Origin of the sequence: Desulfosporosinus fructosivorans, from assembly GCF_004766045.1 — a bacterium.
Taxonomy (GTDB): domain Bacteria; phylum Bacillota; class Desulfitobacteriia; order Desulfitobacteriales; family Desulfitobacteriaceae; genus Desulfosporosinus; species Desulfosporosinus fructosivorans.
Genome location: NZ_SPQQ01000003.1, coordinates 469,869 through 488,280, shown reverse-complemented (window position 1 = coordinate 488,280; position 18,412 = coordinate 469,869). Strand labels below are relative to the sequence as shown.

The 18,412-nt window shown below is 44.4% G+C and carries 17 protein-coding genes and 2 riboswitches; all 17 genes read right to left on the bottom strand.

All coding sequences use genetic code 11. The features are described from left to right. Positions 1-12 precede the first annotated feature (12 nt). Positions 13-840 carry a beta-keto acid cleavage family enzyme gene (locus E4K67_RS10430; RefSeq protein WP_476728665.1) on the bottom strand — a complete coding sequence of 276 codons (828 nt, stop codon included), beginning with the start codon at positions 838-840 and terminating at the stop codon, positions 13-15. A gap of 81 nt (positions 841-921) precedes the next feature. Further along, positions 922-1,863, bottom strand: coding sequence for a cyclase family protein (locus E4K67_RS10425; RefSeq protein ID WP_135546332.1), 942 nt, complete (start codon positions 1,861-1,863; stop codon positions 922-924). A 32-nt stretch (positions 1,864-1,895) separates the two neighbouring features. After that, the gene (locus E4K67_RS10420) at positions 1,896-2,840 is read right to left on the bottom strand and encodes a 3-hydroxyacyl-CoA dehydrogenase family protein (protein WP_243454410.1); all 945 of its coding nucleotides are present in this window, start codon (positions 2,838-2,840) and stop codon (positions 1,896-1,898) included. Positions 2,841-2,859: 19 nt separating this feature from the next. After that, positions 2,860-3,645, bottom strand: coding sequence for an SDR family NAD(P)-dependent oxidoreductase (locus E4K67_RS10415; RefSeq protein ID WP_135546331.1), 786 nt, complete (start codon positions 3,643-3,645; stop codon positions 2,860-2,862). 33 nt (positions 3,646-3,678) lie between these two features. Then, on the bottom strand, positions 3,679-4,020 hold the full coding sequence (locus tag E4K67_RS10410; RefSeq protein WP_135546330.1) for a cupin domain-containing protein: 342 nt from the start codon (positions 4,018-4,020) through the stop codon (positions 3,679-3,681). A gap of 312 nt (positions 4,021-4,332) precedes the next feature. Further along, positions 4,333-5,610, bottom strand: a complete 1,278-nt coding sequence (locus E4K67_RS10405) for a molybdopterin molybdotransferase MoeA (protein ID WP_135546329.1) — start codon at positions 5,608-5,610, stop codon at positions 4,333-4,335. A gap of 20 nt (positions 5,611-5,630) precedes the next feature. Next, a complete protein-coding gene (locus E4K67_RS10400) occupies positions 5,631-6,653 on the bottom strand; it encodes a molybdopterin-binding protein (protein ID WP_135546328.1) in 1,023 nt (340 codons plus the stop codon). A 108-nt stretch (positions 6,654-6,761) separates the two neighbouring features. Beyond that, positions 6,762-6,892, bottom strand: a riboswitch (molybdenum cofactor riboswitch). A gap of 207 nt (positions 6,893-7,099) precedes the next feature. Continuing rightward, on the bottom strand, positions 7,100-8,368 hold the full coding sequence (gene purD / locus E4K67_RS10395) for a phosphoribosylamine--glycine ligase (protein WP_135546327.1): 1,269 nt from the start codon (positions 8,366-8,368) through the stop codon (positions 7,100-7,102). A 109-nt stretch (positions 8,369-8,477) separates the two neighbouring features. Next, positions 8,478-10,022, bottom strand: coding sequence for a bifunctional phosphoribosylaminoimidazolecarboxamide formyltransferase/IMP cyclohydrolase (gene purH, locus E4K67_RS10390; RefSeq protein WP_135546326.1), 1,545 nt, complete (start codon positions 10,020-10,022; stop codon positions 8,478-8,480). After that, on the bottom strand, positions 10,023-10,637 hold the full coding sequence (purN, locus tag E4K67_RS10385) for a phosphoribosylglycinamide formyltransferase (RefSeq protein WP_135546325.1): 615 nt from the start codon (positions 10,635-10,637) through the stop codon (positions 10,023-10,025). Further along, a complete protein-coding gene (gene purM / locus E4K67_RS10380) occupies positions 10,634-11,647 on the bottom strand; it encodes a phosphoribosylformylglycinamidine cyclo-ligase (protein WP_135546324.1) in 1,014 nt (337 codons plus the stop codon). The genes purN and purM overlap by 4 nt, the downstream gene beginning before the upstream one ends. Positions 11,648-11,659: 12 nt before the next feature. Beyond that, a complete protein-coding gene (gene purF, locus E4K67_RS10375) occupies positions 11,660-13,072 on the bottom strand; it encodes an amidophosphoribosyltransferase (protein ID WP_135546323.1) in 1,413 nt (470 codons plus the stop codon). 149 nt (positions 13,073-13,221) lie between these two features. Beyond that, positions 13,222-13,941 carry a phosphoribosylaminoimidazolesuccinocarboxamide synthase gene (gene purC / locus E4K67_RS10370; protein ID WP_135546322.1) on the bottom strand — a complete coding sequence of 240 codons (720 nt, stop codon included), beginning with the start codon at positions 13,939-13,941 and terminating at the stop codon, positions 13,222-13,224. A 118-nt stretch (positions 13,942-14,059) separates the two neighbouring features. Further along, positions 14,060-15,355, bottom strand: coding sequence for an adenylosuccinate lyase (purB, locus tag E4K67_RS10365; RefSeq protein WP_135546321.1), 1,296 nt, complete (start codon positions 15,353-15,355; stop codon positions 14,060-14,062). A gap of 93 nt (positions 15,356-15,448) precedes the next feature. Then, entirely contained in the window at positions 15,449-15,949 is a 501-nt protein-coding gene (gene purE / locus E4K67_RS10360; RefSeq protein WP_135546320.1) for a 5-(carboxyamino)imidazole ribonucleotide mutase, read from the bottom strand. 262 nt (positions 15,950-16,211) lie between these two features. After that, a riboswitch (purine riboswitch) is annotated at positions 16,212-16,313 on the bottom strand. 306 nt (positions 16,314-16,619) lie between these two features. After that, complete coding sequence (locus tag E4K67_RS10355) at positions 16,620-17,438, bottom strand: TIM barrel protein (protein WP_135546319.1); 819 nt, start codon at positions 17,436-17,438, stop codon at positions 16,620-16,622. A gap of 153 nt (positions 17,439-17,591) precedes the next feature. Next, positions 17,592-18,401 carry an iron-sulfur cluster loop gene (locus E4K67_RS10350; protein WP_135546318.1) on the bottom strand — a complete coding sequence of 270 codons (810 nt, stop codon included), beginning with the start codon at positions 18,399-18,401 and terminating at the stop codon, positions 17,592-17,594. Positions 18,402-18,412 lie beyond the last annotated feature (11 nt).

Below are 18,412 nucleotides of genomic sequence, written 5' to 3'. Positions count from 1 at the left end.
CATTCTCCTCTCTCATCTTTTAATACCAAGAATCTCTCGGGCTTCATCTGGAGTAGCGATCTCTTTGCCCATTTCTGCAGCTAGCCGTTTAACTCGCTCCACAAACTCAACATTTGATTTAGCCAAAACACCTTTGGAGTAGAAGATATTATCTTCCATTCCCACTCGGATGTGACCACCAAGAGCTAAAGTAGCATAAAGAATTGGGAGGTGCATCCGACCAATTCCTAAGGCACTCCAAGTCGCATCTTTGGGAAGCAAGTTTCTAAGAAAGATCAGGTTCTCGACGGTAGCATCCATTCCGCCTGGTACTCCCAAAACAAGTTGAAAATGCGCCGGGGCTTCCAAGACACTTTTTTTTAGATAATACAGGGCATTATAGATCATGCCTCCGTCAAATATCTCGATTTCGGGTTTTACATTATTCTTCTTCATAGCTGCTCCGAGTTTTTCGAGAAAATCCGGGCTGTTAATAAATGTTGTGCTGTGCGCCCAGTTCATGGAACCGCAGTCATAGGAGGCAAGATCCGGCTTTAACTCAATGAAGGGTTTCATCCGTATTTCATCGGTCAAACCCAGCCCGCCGGAAGTCGTTGTGTTAATCACGATATTGCAGCGTTCTCGGATCAAGGTCACCGCTTTTTCGAATTTGGCATACTCCATGCTAGCTTTACCTTCGTCATCACGCACATGGATATGGGCCACCGATGCTCCCGCTCGATAACAAGCATAGACCTCGTCTGCTATTTCCTCAGGCTGTAAAGGTATATAGGGAGTATCTTTTTTGGAGGGCCAGGCCCCCGTCGTAGCAACCGTTAAAATTACTTTATCCATTATCATTCACCCCGAATTCTTTTAGGTTGTTCCATAGCGATAGACCCTTGTAGGTACATCGTTCATGTCAGCTTCGTGAATTTAGGATTAAAATCCACCGAATTTGTAAGTTCTGTCTGGTACATCATTCAAATCATCTTCATCTATTTCAGCAACACAGCGAACCATAGCGCCGTCGCCCAAGTACCAGCGAATTGGGAATGCCATGAATTTAAATCGTTTGCCTACAACTTTTTCAAGATCTCCACCGAGGTTTTCCACACCTACAATACCGTTGCCCATCATGTACTTATGGCAAGGCTCCCAGGTTCCCGGCTGACCGGCAGCTTCCAGCTTGCCATACACTTCCATATATCTTTCTAAACCAAATGTTTTGATGTAAGTATCCTTCTCGAATTCTGCATATGCCTCCATACCAAATTTCTCAATGTATTCTTCAGTAATCGTTTTGCCTGATTTACCTGCAAGATTCATTGCTAATGTCAAAGGACCATTCTTACCCATCGTTGTATGAAGAGGATGGTCGAGGGCCTGCTGATCCATGGCTACACATTTGGGTTGGTACTTCTCAAACCATTTTCCTGCTTCTATGCCGCATCCGCAGGAATAATGATAATAATCTTTGCTATCATCAAATTTCAGGTGCATACCTGTTCTTAAACAAATAACCATACCTTTGAGTTCTTCCGGTTTGATATTTGCACGTTTGCAAGCGTCGTCAAGATGTGAGGCTTTAATAAGCCCCCAGTCCTCAATTTTTATATCCAGACAGACCGCATCGCCATAATAAGCATCAACCGGAAGCTCGTGGGTATAACGTGCACGTTTACCATCAAAATCGTATTCCATAACATGACGGGGTGCATCTGCATGTGTACCACAATGCATAACAACATCTATTTTTTGAGTTAGTACTCCGCTTTTTGCAAGGTTATGCATGGTATCAATTTTAGGTTTTGCAAAATACGGCCATACGGGCATGTCGGCGCTGAATGGATGACTTAAATCTACACATACTTTTTTCCCCATTTAAAATTCCTCCATTATTTTGGTGTTTTAGGTTATTCGATAGGTCTTAATTGCCTTAATAAATACTCGATCAAGCCCTTGCGTGAACTTTCTACGTCCACTGCAGACCAATCACTAAAGCCCTTACCCGTCTTAAAACCAAGCTCTCCGTTTACAACTTTCTCTCTCAAGAGTGGAGAGGGTTCTGGCGAGCTTTCCAGATCCTTTAGAATATAGTCGTGGATTGCCAAGGTCAGATCAGTTCCTACCATATCGGCGTTTTCTAAGGGTCCGAGCACGGGAAGCCTTAATCCAAAGCCGTAGCGTACACACTCATCAACCGTACTCGCATCAGCAATTCCGTGTTCTACAATAGAAATAGCTTCTCTCCAGAGCGCATGTTGCAACCGGTTGGCCACAAATCCAGGCACGTCCTTGTTAACTCGAACAGGATGTTTTCCTACGTTTGATAACAGTTCAAAGGTGGCTTCAAACACTTCGTCGGACGTGTTTTTAGCTCGGATGACTTCCACCAGGGGAATTAGAAACGGTGGATTCCAAAAATGCGTTCCGACAATTCTTTCCGGATGATGCTCCGCCTTTTGGGCGATCTCTGTAATACTGATCACGGATGTATTGGTAGCTAAAATAGTTTCTTTCGGACAGATAGCGTCCATTTGACAAAAGAGCGCTTGTTTTAGTTCTAAGTTTTCGGAAACACATTCAAAGACAAAATCGGCGTCCCTAACGGCTTCTTCCAGATCCATCGTTAGCTGTATATTGTTGATAGCCGGCTCAATTTCGCTTTGATTTCCAATGCCATTCTGTGCCATTAGGCTCAAGTTAGTTCGGATGTTCTCTATAGCTTGGGATAAGGATTTTTCCTGAGTATCTAGCAACGTTACATTATAGTTTCTGGTGGCAAAAATCTGAGCTATGCCGCTCCCCATCAACCCTGTCCCTACGATAGTTATCTTCTTCATAGTTTTGTTCTCCAAGTGCCTACCTCCTCAACCATCACCCTGCTGTACATCCACCATCGACGTATAGAATCTGCCCCGTGATAAAATCGGATGCAGCAGATGCAAGGAATACAGTACTGCCGACCATATCGTCTGTTTTCGCCGGCCTCCCCATCGGAATTCGGGATAAGAAAATCTGTTTGAGCTTTTCATCTTCCAGTACTGGTTGGGTTAGTGGTGTCCATAAAATCGTGGGTGCAATAGAGTTTACGTTGATGTTATATTTAGCCCATTCGGTAGCAAGTTGCTTGGTCAAGGCATTGATCGCACCTTTACTTGTACCATACGCTGCGTAACCACCCGGATGTCCGGCGAAGGCTCTTACCGACGAAACGGTAATGATCTTCCCGCCTCCTTGTTCCTTCATCACTCGACCAACTGCCTGACAACATAAGAACGTGCCTTTGACATTAACGTCCATAACCTGGTCAAAATCCTCGACTGGAAAATCCTCGGCAGGGAAACGTTTAGCAATTCCAGCAGCGGTGACCAAAATATCGATTTTTCCAAACATCGCCATGGTCGCCTTGACTAGGTTTTCTACATCCTCTTTCTTGCTTGTATCGCAGGCCACGGCCAAGGACTCGACACCCAGTTTTTCGAGTTCGCTTACCGTTGTTTCAAGTGTAGATAACGTTCTGCCTGTGACGACAACATTTGCCCCATAGGCAGCCATGCCAAGTGCCATAGCGCTCCCCAGTGCGCCTGCTCCACCTGTGACAACAGCCACCTGACCCTTTAAATTAAACATATTCCTGAGGTCTTCAACCGTTTGTTCCATTACTTCTTACCTCCAATAGCGTTAAATCAATTTCTATTTCTCTGGGTAGTTGATCACTACCAGCATACTTGCGGGCTTGTTCGAGGCATTAATCAGTTCTCTTCCCTCATTAGGTCCAATATGAATTGAATCCCAAGCTCTTAAGACAATGGTTTCCGTCTCATTTTTCACGGTCACTTCCCCTTCTAGAACAAAATAGACCTTCTCTGTTGGGGATGCGTCGTATTCTGCCCCTCCACCTGGGAGAAAATGGGATAGACCCATCCAGAACTTCTCCGCGCCTGTTTCTTCTTTGCCTTGTAGTCTAAACGCCGACATATTGAAGTGCTTCAACGCCTGATATTGTTTAACATCTTTAAACTCAACCTTTTTCACTATTTCACCTTCTTTTTAATATAATGTTTAATTCTCGTAAAAGGGCTCTCCTTTTGATACTCATTGCAATAACTATGCCAAGCAAGACAATCTGATAGATGCTCACTTATAAACAATGGCTTCTATTTACGAAGATACATTTTTGTATCACGTTTTCTAGATCAAAAGAAAAAAGCGCCTAAGGGGCGCTTTTTTCTTTTGATTCATTTACTTATCACCTAAAACGTATTATTGTATCACTTTTGCCAAAATACCTAGCTCCTGCACCTAGGGTCAACCACAGAGAAGAGAAGAGAAGAAAGTAAATGCCTGTTAAATAGAAGATACAACCGATTGTGTAAAGGCAGGTTCTTTATGAAAAGCATCAGTAATATTTCCCACAATATGACCAGAAACACTTTGTCCAGATATTACTGGACCGCTACCAGCAGGTATATCGACTAGAACATTACAACCAATCATAGACATTAATACCCCATTACCCTGAGCCCCGGTAAGCTTCAGGCAATCAACGCCATCTTTTCTCTCCAATTTCGCTCGCAGGAATCTCCTCTGGGAACTTGCTTTCAAGAAGTTATCCGCAAATACTCCCTGGATTTTATCAGGCAGCGGATTATTTATTCCCATCAACCTCTTTATTAGAGGTATTACAATCAAATCAAAGGTCACCATAGCCGCGGCTGGATTTCCCGAAAGACCAATGATAAGTTTTTTATCCTTGACGGCTGCAACGACTGGCGATCCAGGCTTCATAGCAACTTTCCAGAAAATAATCTCTGCACCGGCACCTACCATCGCATCTTTCATGACATCGTAGTCCCCAACCGAAACACCGCCAGTGCTTACCACGATATCTGCTTTCTCCAGACCTCTTGATATCCGAACAGTGGTGGCTTCTATTTCATCAGGTACAATCCCCAAATCTAGAGGTTGAGCTCCCATCTCACTGCATCGTGCCATCAGTCCATAAAGGCTACTGTTGTATATCTTCCCTGGTTGTAGTTCTTCTGATGGATCCAGTAGTTCATCTCCGGTACTCATAATAGCAATTTTTGCTTTTGCGTAGACTGGCACCTGGCTTATACCAAGCCCAGCCAGTAAAGCGACCAGGGGAGGCGTAACCAAACTACCTTTATGGGCAATCACCTCTCCCCGTTCGATGTCATCTCCCATCATAATTACATTATCTTGCGCTTTTAAGGCTCGGAAAATGGATATGAGATCTCCGTTTCTAATCACATCCTCATATTTTATAAATGCGTTAGCTCCGCAAGGAATGGGAGCACCCGTCATCACTTTAATAGTGGTACCAGACACAACCTTTTCCTTAGCCACAAAACCAGCCCTAGTTTCCTCAATTACCCTAAGCTGAACTGGTGCAGAAGATTCTGCTTGCCGAGTGTCACTAGCAATCAAAGCATAACCATCTAATGCAGACTTACTGAATGGAGGAATGCTAGTGCTTGCTTTAATGGCCTGACTCAAAACCCTTCCGGATGCTTCCAACAACGCTACTAGGCATTTCCCAACTGGTGTTATGCTATCTAACAATAAATTTTGGGCTTCTTCCAACTGGATGTTATTCTTCATTCTTATCCCTCCTATTTCTACTAAGCGCCGGTGCCGAATGTACAGATAGGGTAACTGCAAACCTTACAATTCAAGCAAAGCCCTCCCAAGCCGAGCTTGGCCACCATGGCTTTGGTAATCCTTTCGCCTGTAAGAACCGATGGGATCATTAGGTCGAATATGGTGGTCTTGTGATACATGACGCATCCAGGTAATCCGAGGATCGTAACATCTCCCAGGTAGGCCACCATCAACATGGCTCCTGGTAATACAGGCGCTCCATAGGTAATAATTTCGGCTCCAGCTTCTCGAACAGAGCGGGGCGTAACATCATCTGGGTCTACCGACATCCCCCCAGTCGTCAATATTAATTCAGCTCCCTCTGCTTTTAAGCTGTGAATCGCTGCAGAAATTTGTTCTACATCATCAGGAACAATAATTTGTTTAAAAACCTTGCACCCATATGATTCTATTTTTATCTTTACCACCGGTCCAAATTCATCCTTAATACGACCATGATATACCTCGCTACCCGTGGTAATAATCCCCACTTTGAGAGAATGAAAGGGTTTTACACTTATCGTCGCCTGGCCCCCACTCAAGTGCTCCACCGTTTGAAGCTTATTCTCATGGATCACTAATGGCACCACTCGAATGCCTGCAATCATATCCCCTTTTTTTACAGGTCTTCGATTGCTTCGAGTAGCGACCACCATATCTTCAAGCATATTTACCTGGAATAGTAAATCTTCGTTGATCGTACACATACCATCAAAATCTGCAATGAGACTAACTTTTCCTTCCTTGGGTTCAGTAAAGCTGATCCCATGGCCCCCTAATGCCCGACTAAGCCGGATGGCAGCATCGTCTTCATGCACCTGGTCCTTTTTCACTTCCCAGACATAAACGTGGGATTTCCCCATTTTAAGAAGCTCTGAAATGTCTTTTTCAGTTATTACCTGGCCCTTTTTAAAGGTAGCCTCCTTAATCTTGCCTGGAACGATTTTGGTGAGATCGTGGCATAAAACAGTCCCGACTGCATCTTCTACTCTTATTGCCAGCAATTTAAGCACTTCCTTCCATTTTGACGTTTGTATTCAAATTTAATAAATTTAAAAATCCTTTACTTAAATAAAATGCTTCAGTTTTTTATGGAAATACAGAAGCAGACTGAATTTATTTTATGCTCTCCTTTCCATGCATGGAGGCTGCAAGATTTCCCTTACAACCCTGTGGGCTAGAAGCCCAGGCCGCGCTACCATAGTCTTACCTTAGATAATGCAGCTCGGAGTAATATAATTGTCTGAATAACTTAGTTTTAAACTCTCACCTCCACAATAAGTAAAACTAGGAAATATAGTTCCCTGCAACAAATTAACATGCAATAAGTATGCCAGGGGGTAACAAAGACCCCCGAATAAAAAAAGACCTCCCAAAGATTCCACGAATCAATGAGAAGTCTCTAGTTATAAAATGTAGTCATACAAGATTTTCACAGATAAATACTTTGTTAACTAGGCACAAGACCCTTTACCCCGATATCTCGACGAAAATGGGCATTCGGAAACTGGATTTTATCCACCAGCACATATGCCTTTTCCCTAGCCTCATGAAGGGTTTTACCTTCGGCAGTGATTCCTAACACCCGTCCGCCAGTACTTACAAGTTGGCCCTCGCTGATTCCAGTACCTGCATGAAAGATAACCGAATCCTGTTCCTTGAGTTCTGGTAAGTGGATAGGAACCCCTTTAGTATAGGCTAAAGGATAACCTGGAGCCGCCATCACAACGCAAACTGCGACATCCTCTTTCCACTCCAGCTGGGCTTCTGACAATCGCCCCTCTGTACACGCCCAAAGAATAGGTAAAAGATCTGATTCTAGTCGTTTCATCACCACTTGGGTTTCTGGATCTCCAAACCGGACATTGTATTCCAGGAGTTTTGGGCCCCGTTCCGTGAGCATTAGACCTAAAAATAGTACCCCTAGAAATGGAGTCCCACGTTCGCGCATCACCGTTAAGGTCGGAGAAACAAGGTCACGCATAACGTTGGCTTCAATCTCAGCAGTCCAAATCGGAGGAGGGCTATAGGTTCCCATTCCTCCAGTATTAAGTCCTAGGTCACCGTCTAAGGCCCGCTTGTGATCCTGAACTGGAACCATAGGGTACGCCGTTACTCCATCAGAAAAGCACAGCAAGCTCACTTCTTGCCCTTCTAGGAATTCTTCAATGACAAGTTTTTTACCAGCGGTTCCAAAACCGCCCTCCATGATTTCATCAACGGCCTGCAGTGCTGTTTCCAAATCCATCGCTACAATGACACCCTTACCCGCTGCTAAGCCATCTGCCTTTAAAACACAGGGGGCTCCTATAGTTCTAACATAGGTTTTCGCTTGTTCTGTGTCTTCAAACATCTTCCACTCAGCTGTAGGGATCTTTGCACTTTCCATAATAATTTTGGCAAAGGATTTGCTTCCCTCTAGCTGAGCTGCAGCCTTGCTCGGTCCAAAAATCCTCAGACCAGCCTCCTGAAAGGCATCCACGATCCCTAAGCTTAACGGGTCTTCTGGACCAACCAGGGTTAAATCAATCTTCTCCTTGAGCGCAAACTCTAATAACCCCGAAATGTCCTGAGCCGAAATGGGTACATTCCACAACACGGTCCCTGCATTTCCTGGCGCAACAAAGAGACGTTCAAGGTCTGGACTTTGCGCCAATTTCCAAGCCAACGCATGTTCCCGTCCTCCATTACCTACGATTAAAACTCGTTTGTTACCCACTATTCCACCTCGTCTTCTCGATAATAGGCTAGGATAATACCTTTTGCCTCAAGCATTGCGTTTACGACCGCCGTGTAGGGGTAATTCATGAATCCCTACGACGATTTAATCAATGTTGAAAATGCCGCCGATGAGTAAACACCATGATAATATTTAGCCGATTGGCTGCCTCGATGACCGCAGCATCATGGATAGATCCTCCTGGCTGTACGATTGCCCGGATCCCAGCCTTAGCTGCCTCTTCAATCGAATCTGGGAAAGGAAAGAAAGCATCGGAAGCCAAATAGGCGCCTTTAACGTCAGCTCCAGCTTGTTCAATGGCAATCTTGACGGATCCTACCCGATTCATTTGTCCTGCTCCAACTCCAAGAGTTTGCCGATGATCAGTCACCACTATGGCATTCGACTTGACATGCTTCACGACCCGCCAAGCAAAATTCAATGCTAATAGATCCTCTTCAGTAGGTTTTATATCTGTAACAAAGTCCCATTCGCTACCCGACGTTGTTCCACGATCAACCTCTTGGACAAGATAACCCCCGTCGATACTTCTAAGGGCCCAGCCCGCTTTGATTTTACTAGCGTCTCCTCTTCCGACTACAAAAAGCCGTAGGTTTGCTTTTGAGCTAAGAATTTGCCGAGCTTCCGGACTAAATTCTGGGGCGATAATCACTTCATAAAAACGCTCTTTTAGCGCCTCGGCACAGGTTGTATCGACGACTCGATTAAAAGCCACAATTCCGCCATAGGCGGACAGTGGATCAGCTGCATAAGCTGTCTCATACGCCTCAACTGGTGTCTTGCCCAGAGCAACTCCGCAAGGGTTCGTGTGCTTGATAATCGTAGCTGCGCATGATTCAAACTCGCGCACAATCTTCCAAGCAGCATCCATATCTACCCAGTTATTGTAGGAAAGTTCCTTCCCCTGTAGTTGTTTCCCGTTGCCCAGAGTTCCCTCTCCAGCTTCCGAGTTAATATAAAACGCTGCCTTTTGCTGAGGGTTCTCTCCATAACGCAGCTCTTGTACTTTTTGAGCCGTAAAGCGGAGTGTCTTCGGAAAACCGCTAGCGGTTTCTATTTGCCGTTCTAAGTAACTGGCAATAAGACGATCATACTCGGCAGTATGTGCGAAGGCTTCGGCTGCAAGTCTCTTGCGCATGCCAGCCGAAACGGTTCCCGCTTCGCGTAGCACATCCAAAACTTCTCCATAGGATTCTGGGTTGACGAGAACGGTGACCCGTCCGTGGTTTTTCGCTGCAGCACGCACCATCGTCGGTCCGCCGACATCAATATTTTCAATTGCCTCTTCAAACGTCACGCCAGGCTTGGCAATGGTTTCTCGAAATGGATAAAGATTGACAACCACTAAATCGATAAAACTAATTCCATTTTTCTCCATTTGTTCACGATGACCCGCACTATCTCTTGCTAAAATACCACCGTGAATTAATGGGTGAAGTGTTTTTACACGGCCATCCAGTACTTCTGGAAATCCCGTGATCTCACTCACATATTTAACAGAGATATTAGCTTCGTCCAGTGCTTTGTAGGTTCCTCCGGTAGAAATCAATTCAAAGCCTAACTCCACAAGTTCATGAGCAAAAGCAACAATCCCAGTCTTATCTGAAACGCTGATTAAGGCCCTTTTCTTCATCTAAATAACCTCCTGCTGCAAAATCTGAACTCGGCGCCCAGTCCGTACTACCTTTCCTAAAACCAACAAACGGACGGCCTCTGGATAGAGTCGATGCTCCACCTCTAAAATTCTCTGCGCCAAACTCTCTTCTGTATCCTCTGACAACACAGGTACCGCTTCCTGCAAAATGATCGGTCCACTATCTAAACCCTCATCCACTAAATGCACCGTGCACCCACTTACTTTGACCCCATACTCAAGAGCCTGACGCTGAGCATGAAGTCCGGGAAATGCGGGAAGCAAGGAAGGATGGATATTCATGACCGGAAAATTGGCCTGGCGAATAAACTGAGGACCTAACACCTTCATATATCCTGCTAGGAGTAAAAGTTCCACTCGGTTCTCGCGCATCCAGATCAGGATATCCTCCTCTTGAGCTTGACGATGAGGGTAATCACTCACTTGAAATACGCGAGTAGGGATTCCTACAGCCTGAGATCGCTCTAGGGCAGCTGCTCCTGGTTGGTCTGACCCCACACCTACAATTTCTATTGGAAGACTACCATTACTACATTCGTCTAGCAGGGCTTGTAAATTGCTCCCACGCCCCGAAGCCAGTACTGCAGTCCTCAATAGGCCACCCCTTCTCCAGATACAACACTGCCCATAACAAAGCAATTTTCCCCCAACTCAACGAGTTGCTGACAGATTTTGTCCGCCTCTTCTGGGTGAACAATAATGACAAACCCAACGCCCATGTTAAAGGTCCGATACATTTCTGGCCAAGCCACATCTCCCAGACGTTGCATCAAGGTGAAGATTGGAGGATGTTCCCAAGTCGAAGTATTGATCTGAACACCTAAACCTGGAGGCAAGACACGGGGAATATTGTCCGTTAACCCTCCCCCAGTAATATGGGCCATACCCAAGATTTCTCCCCCTGCAAGGAGCGGTAAAATCGACTTAACATAAATCCTAGTCGGTCGAAGCAAGGTTTCCCCGAGTGCTTCCCCTAACTCTGGGAACACTTTCTCTAAAGAGTAAGCTTCAAAGATCTTACGTGCTAAAGAAAACCCGTTACTATGAAGTCCGGTAGATGCTAAGCCAATGAGCACATCCCCAGCCTGGATTTTCGAGCCATCAATCAGCTGATTACGATTCACGACGCCCACTGAGAACCCAGCAATATCATATTCATCCTCGGCATAGAAACCAGGCATTTCTGCCGTTTCCCCTCCGATTAGGGAGCATCCTGCCATTTCGCACCCTTTAGCAACCCCGCCGACTACTTCAGCAACGCGCCCAGGCTCTACTTTACCAACGGCCAGATAATCCAGAAAAAACAAAGGTTCTGCGCCCTGAACCAAGATATCATTGACACACATAGCAACTGCATCTTGTCCGATGCTATCATGCTTATTCATTTGGAAAGCGAGGCGTAGCTTAGTCCCCACCCCATCTGTTCCAGATACAAGAACTGGGTCTGGATATTTTTCCAGATCCAGTTTGAAAAGTCCGCCAAATCCGCCAAGCCCGCCAAGGACTTCCGGACGAAGTGTTCGAGCGACTGCTGGCTTTATGCGCTCTACAACTTCATTCCCCGCTTGAATGTTGACGCCCGCGTCTTTGTAAGAGTATCCCAACGTCTATTCCTCCTAGCATTTCTGTATTTCAAAATCGTTTTTACCCCTGTCCAAGTTGGAAACTGGGATAGGATACTTTCCATTAAAACAAGCCAAACAAACAGCTTCCGTGCCAAGTGCCCGCAGCAAGCCTTCTTCGGAGATATAATGCAGGGAATCTGCCCCGATAAACTTTCGAATTCCTTCGATATCCAATTGATTAGCAATTAGTTTTTCCCGTTCCGCCGTGTCAATCCCATAGTAACACGGATAGGCTACCGGAGGAGAACTGATTAAGAAATGTACTTCTTTGGCCCCTGCTTTCTTGACCATATCCACCAGCTTGCAACTAGTCGTGCCGCGGACGATCGAATCATCAATCATCACGACGCGTTTATCTTTCAGGACGCTCACGTTAGCATTAAGCTTGAGACGAACGCCCACTTCTCTCATTGCCTGAGTCGGTTGAATGAAGGTACGACCGACATAGCGGTTTTTGATAAGCCCTTCTCCGAAAGGAATCCCCAGTGCCGTGGCGTACCCCAAGGCAGAGGCAGTCCCTGAGTCTGGGACTGCAATCACTACATCCGCCTCAATCGGGCACTCACGAGCAAGTTCTATTCCCATCTGACGTCGGCTAGCCGAGACGTTCAACTGATCTATACTACTATCCGGTCGAGCAAAATAGATGTATTCAAAAGCACATGACGAACGAGCAGTCTTAGAAAGTGCCTGGCGCGAATGTAAACCCTCTTCATCAATCACCACAATCTCGCCAGGTTCAACATCCCTGATAAACTCTGCGCCAATGGTATCAAGTGCGCAACTTTCTGAAGCTAGGCAGTACCTGTCTCCGATTCGCCCAACACATAAGGGACGAACCCCATGAGCATCTCTAAGTCCAAACAGTTTATCCTCTGCCAAAATAACCAAAGCATATGCTCCACGGAGGTCCATCATCGTCTTAACGAGCGCATTCTCCAAGGAGTCCCTGCGATATCGAGTAATAAGATTGATAATCACTTCACTATCCACAGTCGTTTGGAAAACTGCTCCGTTTTTCCCCAGTTCTTCTCGAAGTTCTAAAGCATTTGTTAAATTCCCATTATGCGCCAAGGCCATCATCCCTTTTTGATAATGTACTACCAAGGGCTGAGCATTAGCAAGGAGACTTGACCCTGTCGTGGAGTAACGAACATGTCCGATCGCCATTTTCCCCTTCAAACGATCCACAACTCTGTCCGAAAACACTTCCGACACCAAACCCATTCCTTTATGCACAGAAATGCTCCGTCCATCCGAAACTGCGATTCCGGCACTTTCCTGCCCACGATGCTGTAAAGCATAAAGTCCGTAGTAAGTTAAACGGGCTACCTCCTGATCGGGAGCGTAGATTCCAAAGACGCCACATTCATCTTTCAGCTTGTCCTCTCCAAATTCAAACACGTTCAGCCGCCCTCTCTACTTTGTCCAGTGCTTTCCGCGCAACCAACATCTTTCGTGCATCCTGACTCATTCATTTAGTCGTGATACTCCAATTTCAAGATCACTGTGACTTCAAACTACAGGGTTACACTTGAATGATGACTATTACTTTAAGCCTTTGCGAGGACCTTTTTCACCCTTCGAAAGACTTCTTGATAAGCTTCTTCGACTCCTCCGAGATCCCTCCGGAAGCGATCCTTGTCCAACTTTTCGCGTGTTTCCATATCCCAATATCGGCAGGTATCTGGAGATATTTCATCACCTAGATATACTTTTCCATCTAGGACCCCAAACTCGAGTTTAAAGTCAATCAGATCTATTCCCGCTTTGACTAAAATAGCCCGTAATATTTTGTTAATTTCTAAACCCAAGACTTGAATTTCTTTAGTATTTGCGTCACTTGCCCATCCCATCGCAGCAACATGGGACTCATTAACCAATGGGTCACCGAGTTCATCATCTTTATAGTACAATTCCACAACTGGTTGAGAGAGAACAAAGCCCTCCTCCACCCCAAGACGCTGAGCTAAACTACCAGCCACAATATTACGCACAACGACCTCGAGAGGGATCATGTCTAAACAGCGCACGAGCATATCCCGATCGCTTAAAACCTTTACAAAATGGGTTAAGATACCCGCTTTTTCTATCTCTTCAAAGAAGAGCGCCGATAATTGATTATTGACCTCACCCTTATCCGCAATCTGTCCTTTTTTCTTTCCGTTTAAAGCAGTCGCATCATCTTTATAGGCTACCCAAAAATACTCGCTTTGATCTGTAGCATATACTCTTTTTGCTTTTCCCTCATATCGCAATTCTAACTTTTCCATAATATTAATCGTACTCCTTTCAATTTAGGGACCTAATTTTGCTCTCCGTGCTCCTACACTCACCGGCTTGCTTGGGTTTACCCCGTTTACCCCTACATTCACTTGCTTGGATTTATCCCTATATTAGACCTAACCGTTGGAAAATATCCGCTACGTGCTTAGTATGGTAATCATAATCAAACAAAGCTGCAATCTCTTGCTCATTTAAGTATTCCCGTACACTGGCATCTCGATTAAGTAGGTTTTGAAATTGCTCTTTTGTATTCCAGGCTTCCATGGCATTGCGTTGTACCTGAGCATACGCCGTTTCTCGACTGACGCCCTTCTCAACTAAGGATAACATCACGCGTTGAGAAAAAATTAAACCGTATCCCTTATCAATGTTCGTTTTCATTTGCTCTGGAAAAACCTCCAGACGGTCTATTAGCTGAGTCATCTTATGGAGCATATAGTCTAAGGCGATGGTGCTATCTGGTAAGATCATTCGTTCAGCAGAAGAGTGGGAGATATCCCGCTCATGCCATAAGGCTACGTTTTCCAAGGCTACTTGGGCATTCGCACGAACAACTCGGGCCATGCCACAAATTCTTTCAGGCGTGATGGGGTTTTTCTTGTGGGGCATCGCCGAGGAGCCTTTTTGACCTTTTCCAAAGGCTTCTTCTACCTCATGAACATCCGTACGCTGTAAATTCCGAATCTCGGTTGCCATTTTATCCAGTGAACTGGCGATTCCAGCGAGTGTCGTCATATAACACGCGTGTCGATCGCGTTGTAATATTTGAGTCGAGATTAGAGCTGGCTCTAATTGAAGTACTTGACAAACATGCGCTTCAACTTGAGGATCAACATTGGCAAATGTACCTACTGCTCCAGAAATTTTCCCTACCCGTATCTCCTCACGAGCGAAGGCTAAGCGCCTTTTTTGGCGTCTAATTTCGTCATACCACAAAGCGAACTTTAAACCTAAAGTAATCGGTTCGGCATGAATCCCATGAGTTCGTCCCATCATAATTGTGTCGCGATGTTCTAACGCTCTGCGGCGCAGGACAGCTTCCAACCCCTCCATCTTAATTAACAATATATCGGACGCTTCAACTAATTGCAGAGACAACGCCGTATCCAGGACATCTGAAGACGTTAGGCCTAAATGAATGTGTTTTGCTTCATCTCCCACATTCTCTGCAACATTGGTCAAGAAAGCCAACACATCATGTTGAGTCACTTCTTCTAAGGCTTGTACCCTTTCCCAAGAAAAAGAAGCCTTCTCTCGAATGACCTCAACAGCTTCATTCGGAATCTTGCCAAGTTTGGCCCATCCTTCGCAAGCTGCAATCTCTATTTTTAACCATAAGGTTAGACGATGTTCGTCTGTCCAAATCTCTCCCATTTCAGGAAGCGTATATCGTTCGATCATACTCTAATCTCCTTTCTTGGCTCGTGGTTCTATTTTCAACTAAACGCAGATGGAATTGTAAATTATATATGAAGTAATTTCTTGATTTGCTCCTCAAATCCCTTTGCTTAATCTTAATTGCAACGCTTCGTCCTTGGCCTCGATATCCTTCAACATTTGGGCGCGGTAATTTTTAACTTTATTGCTCAATACTTCATCCTGAACCGCTAGTATTTGCACTGCAAGCAACGCCGCATTACGTGCCGCACCAATGCCCACGGTCGCAACAGGAATCCCTGGGGGCATTTGCACGATGGAGTAAAGAGCGTCAATACCTTCCATGGCACCACTGCTCAGAGGAACACCGATAACAGGTAAAATCGTTGATCCCGCTACAACCCCTGGCAAGTGGGCGGCTAGCCCTGCAGCAGCAATGATAAGTTTTCCTCCTTGGGCTTCAAAATCTTTCACCCATTCCACGGTTCTTTCCAATGTCCTATGAGCTGAAGAAATTTTAACCTCAAAATCAAGTTCAAATTGACGGAGAACTGTCAGTGCGTCCTCCATAATCTTAATATCTGAATCACTTCCCATTATGACACCAATCTGGCTCATTTAATCTTCGGCCCCTCTCTTTTCTTCGTAAACAGAAACCCAGGCAAGGCAAATTCCCCCCTTTAATCAGAGTGAAACCTACCCGCCTGGGCTTTTATCCCTTCGGTGTAATTTGATTTGTCAATCAAACCTGTACCACTCGGACAAAGAAAACTTGACTAACGCCAAGCCTTCAGGCGACAGCGGTCGCCTTAGTTACACTTGTGCTTCCAGAAAGTATACAACTGTAAGTTATACGTTCTGACTAGTACAAATGGATTGCCCTAGGTACACTTTCGCTCATAGTCAGGCCATTTACGGCAGCCTGGTAGAAACTTGCGGACCATATCTCCGCGGTTATATGAACTCCTTATGAATTTATTAAGTTCATTTTACAAGAAGGCGCCATGAAGGTCAAGGGAAAATCGAACATTAATATATTTTTTAATAAAATCGTTCGATTTGACCCGGAAATGTTAGAACCTAACATCGTTCAACCTATCACCTATGAGCATTTGACTATGTCCCTATCTATTCCGATTGTATCTACTTTTAATATCTGTGATTACTGTGGGAAAAGATGAAACCTTATGGTTTGCGGAACAAAGGGGAAATAGAGTTAATCGAATATCGTCGGAATCATGATTTGGATAATTCGAGTTGCTACGTTTGTCTATTATCTAAACTCGAATCAAAACTTTTCGAAGGTTTCCTTTAGTAACAGTGCATCTTTTTCCACCATGGGACCTTCAGCTATTATACAACCTTTTACGTTAAAGTACCTTATAGCCTTTAGACAATCCACATAATTAAAGTCACTTTGGAGCAATGGGAGATGGTTCCGTTCACCTTTTTCATTGTAATTTACTCCTCCCATATGAATATGCAAATCTTCCAAAGCCGATTTTCCGAGTTTATCCGAGACATACTGAAGTATTGCTGCAAAATCGTTAAACCTCTTTAGTTTGCCGTTGTATCTTGCGTGTATATGTGAAAAATCAATACACAATTTACACGAGCTAACTTCTTTACACAATGACACTAGTTCCTCAAGTGTACCGAATTGTGTCCCCTTTCCAGTTGTCTCTAATCTATAATCTACCCCGGTTAGGGGCAGGCGTGATAAATTGTCCCTAATGGTATCATACGCATCCTCTTTGGAGTCTCCTAAATAGAAGCCTGGATGAAAAATTAGACTCCGCCCCCCAACTTTGGACAACCCTTCCTGAGCTTTCAAGATTCTTTCTATGGATTGTTCCTGTTTATCCAACTCATTTGCATTTAAATTTATGTAGTGCGAGCCATGTGCGGATAAGTAAAAATCATTTTTTAACTTAGCTTCTAATATTCGACTCTTATTGTTATCCGTAACATTAACATTTCTGACAAAAAGAAGCTCCATTGCATCAAGGCACATTGACTTAACATACTCTATCCCACTAGTATAATTAAATTTAGTAGAACCGTTTCCTAGTGGAAGACCAGATATGCCAAATATAAGTGTATCCATTATCATCATCCTTTTGACCTTACGGCTAACCAATTCTACGCCAATCGAATTTAGAGTACACGTAGAAATGGCAATTCAAACAAAATCTAGATTAAGGATTTCAAGATTAGATCATTTAGCTGATCTATGCTCATCAACCCATCTCACTAATCATTATGTCCAAATATTAATCTCACTTTTGACTTCTTTTTTACAGAATTCTGCGAAAGAGCAGATATTACACTTAGGGTTACGAGGATTACAGTATTTCCTGCCAACCTTCCAGCACAAATTGCTAACAATTCCTGGAAACTCCGGGTTCAGCTCCCTAGCCTTTACAATCGTATAGATGCGTGCAATCTCCAGATCAACCCCATAAGGTGTAAATCCTAGCCTTTGGAATACTCTCATTGTATGAACATCAGGTGCAATATCAATAAAACTATAATTAGAAAACTCCACTCTAAAGTATCTGTATAAAATATTGGCTGCCATGTTTGCGATCTTGAAGCCACAGCCTTTGAAATCCATAAAACGAAGCACCACATCGTGACTACTGGGCTTGCCAGCCCAAATTTTCGAAACATCTCCATCCAGGAACTTTGTATCAACAATTTTATGTACGGCATCATGAAAAACTTTTGCTTTTATAGCAGGGTATCGATGCCACTTCTTCTCACCACTGAACATCCTAGCATATTCCTGCTCACTGAGCCTATAAAGGTCTAGTATCTCAAAGGTTCCAAGCTTCATAAATGCCTTATAAGGAATAGTCCAAGCAACATCAGCATCAACTCCGGTGTCCATTAGACAAGCCAGCACAAATGCATGTGGGTACTGCTCAATATTTCGCACAAACTTATCAGCCTGCTCCTTGAATTCCTGCTCTTCAAGTGAGGAAGCTTTTCCCGTGATCAGTAATTCTTCAATATGCGACTTATTAAAAAACTCTTTACATGCCAAATCTACCAAAGGGTGTCGCATCACAATCTCTC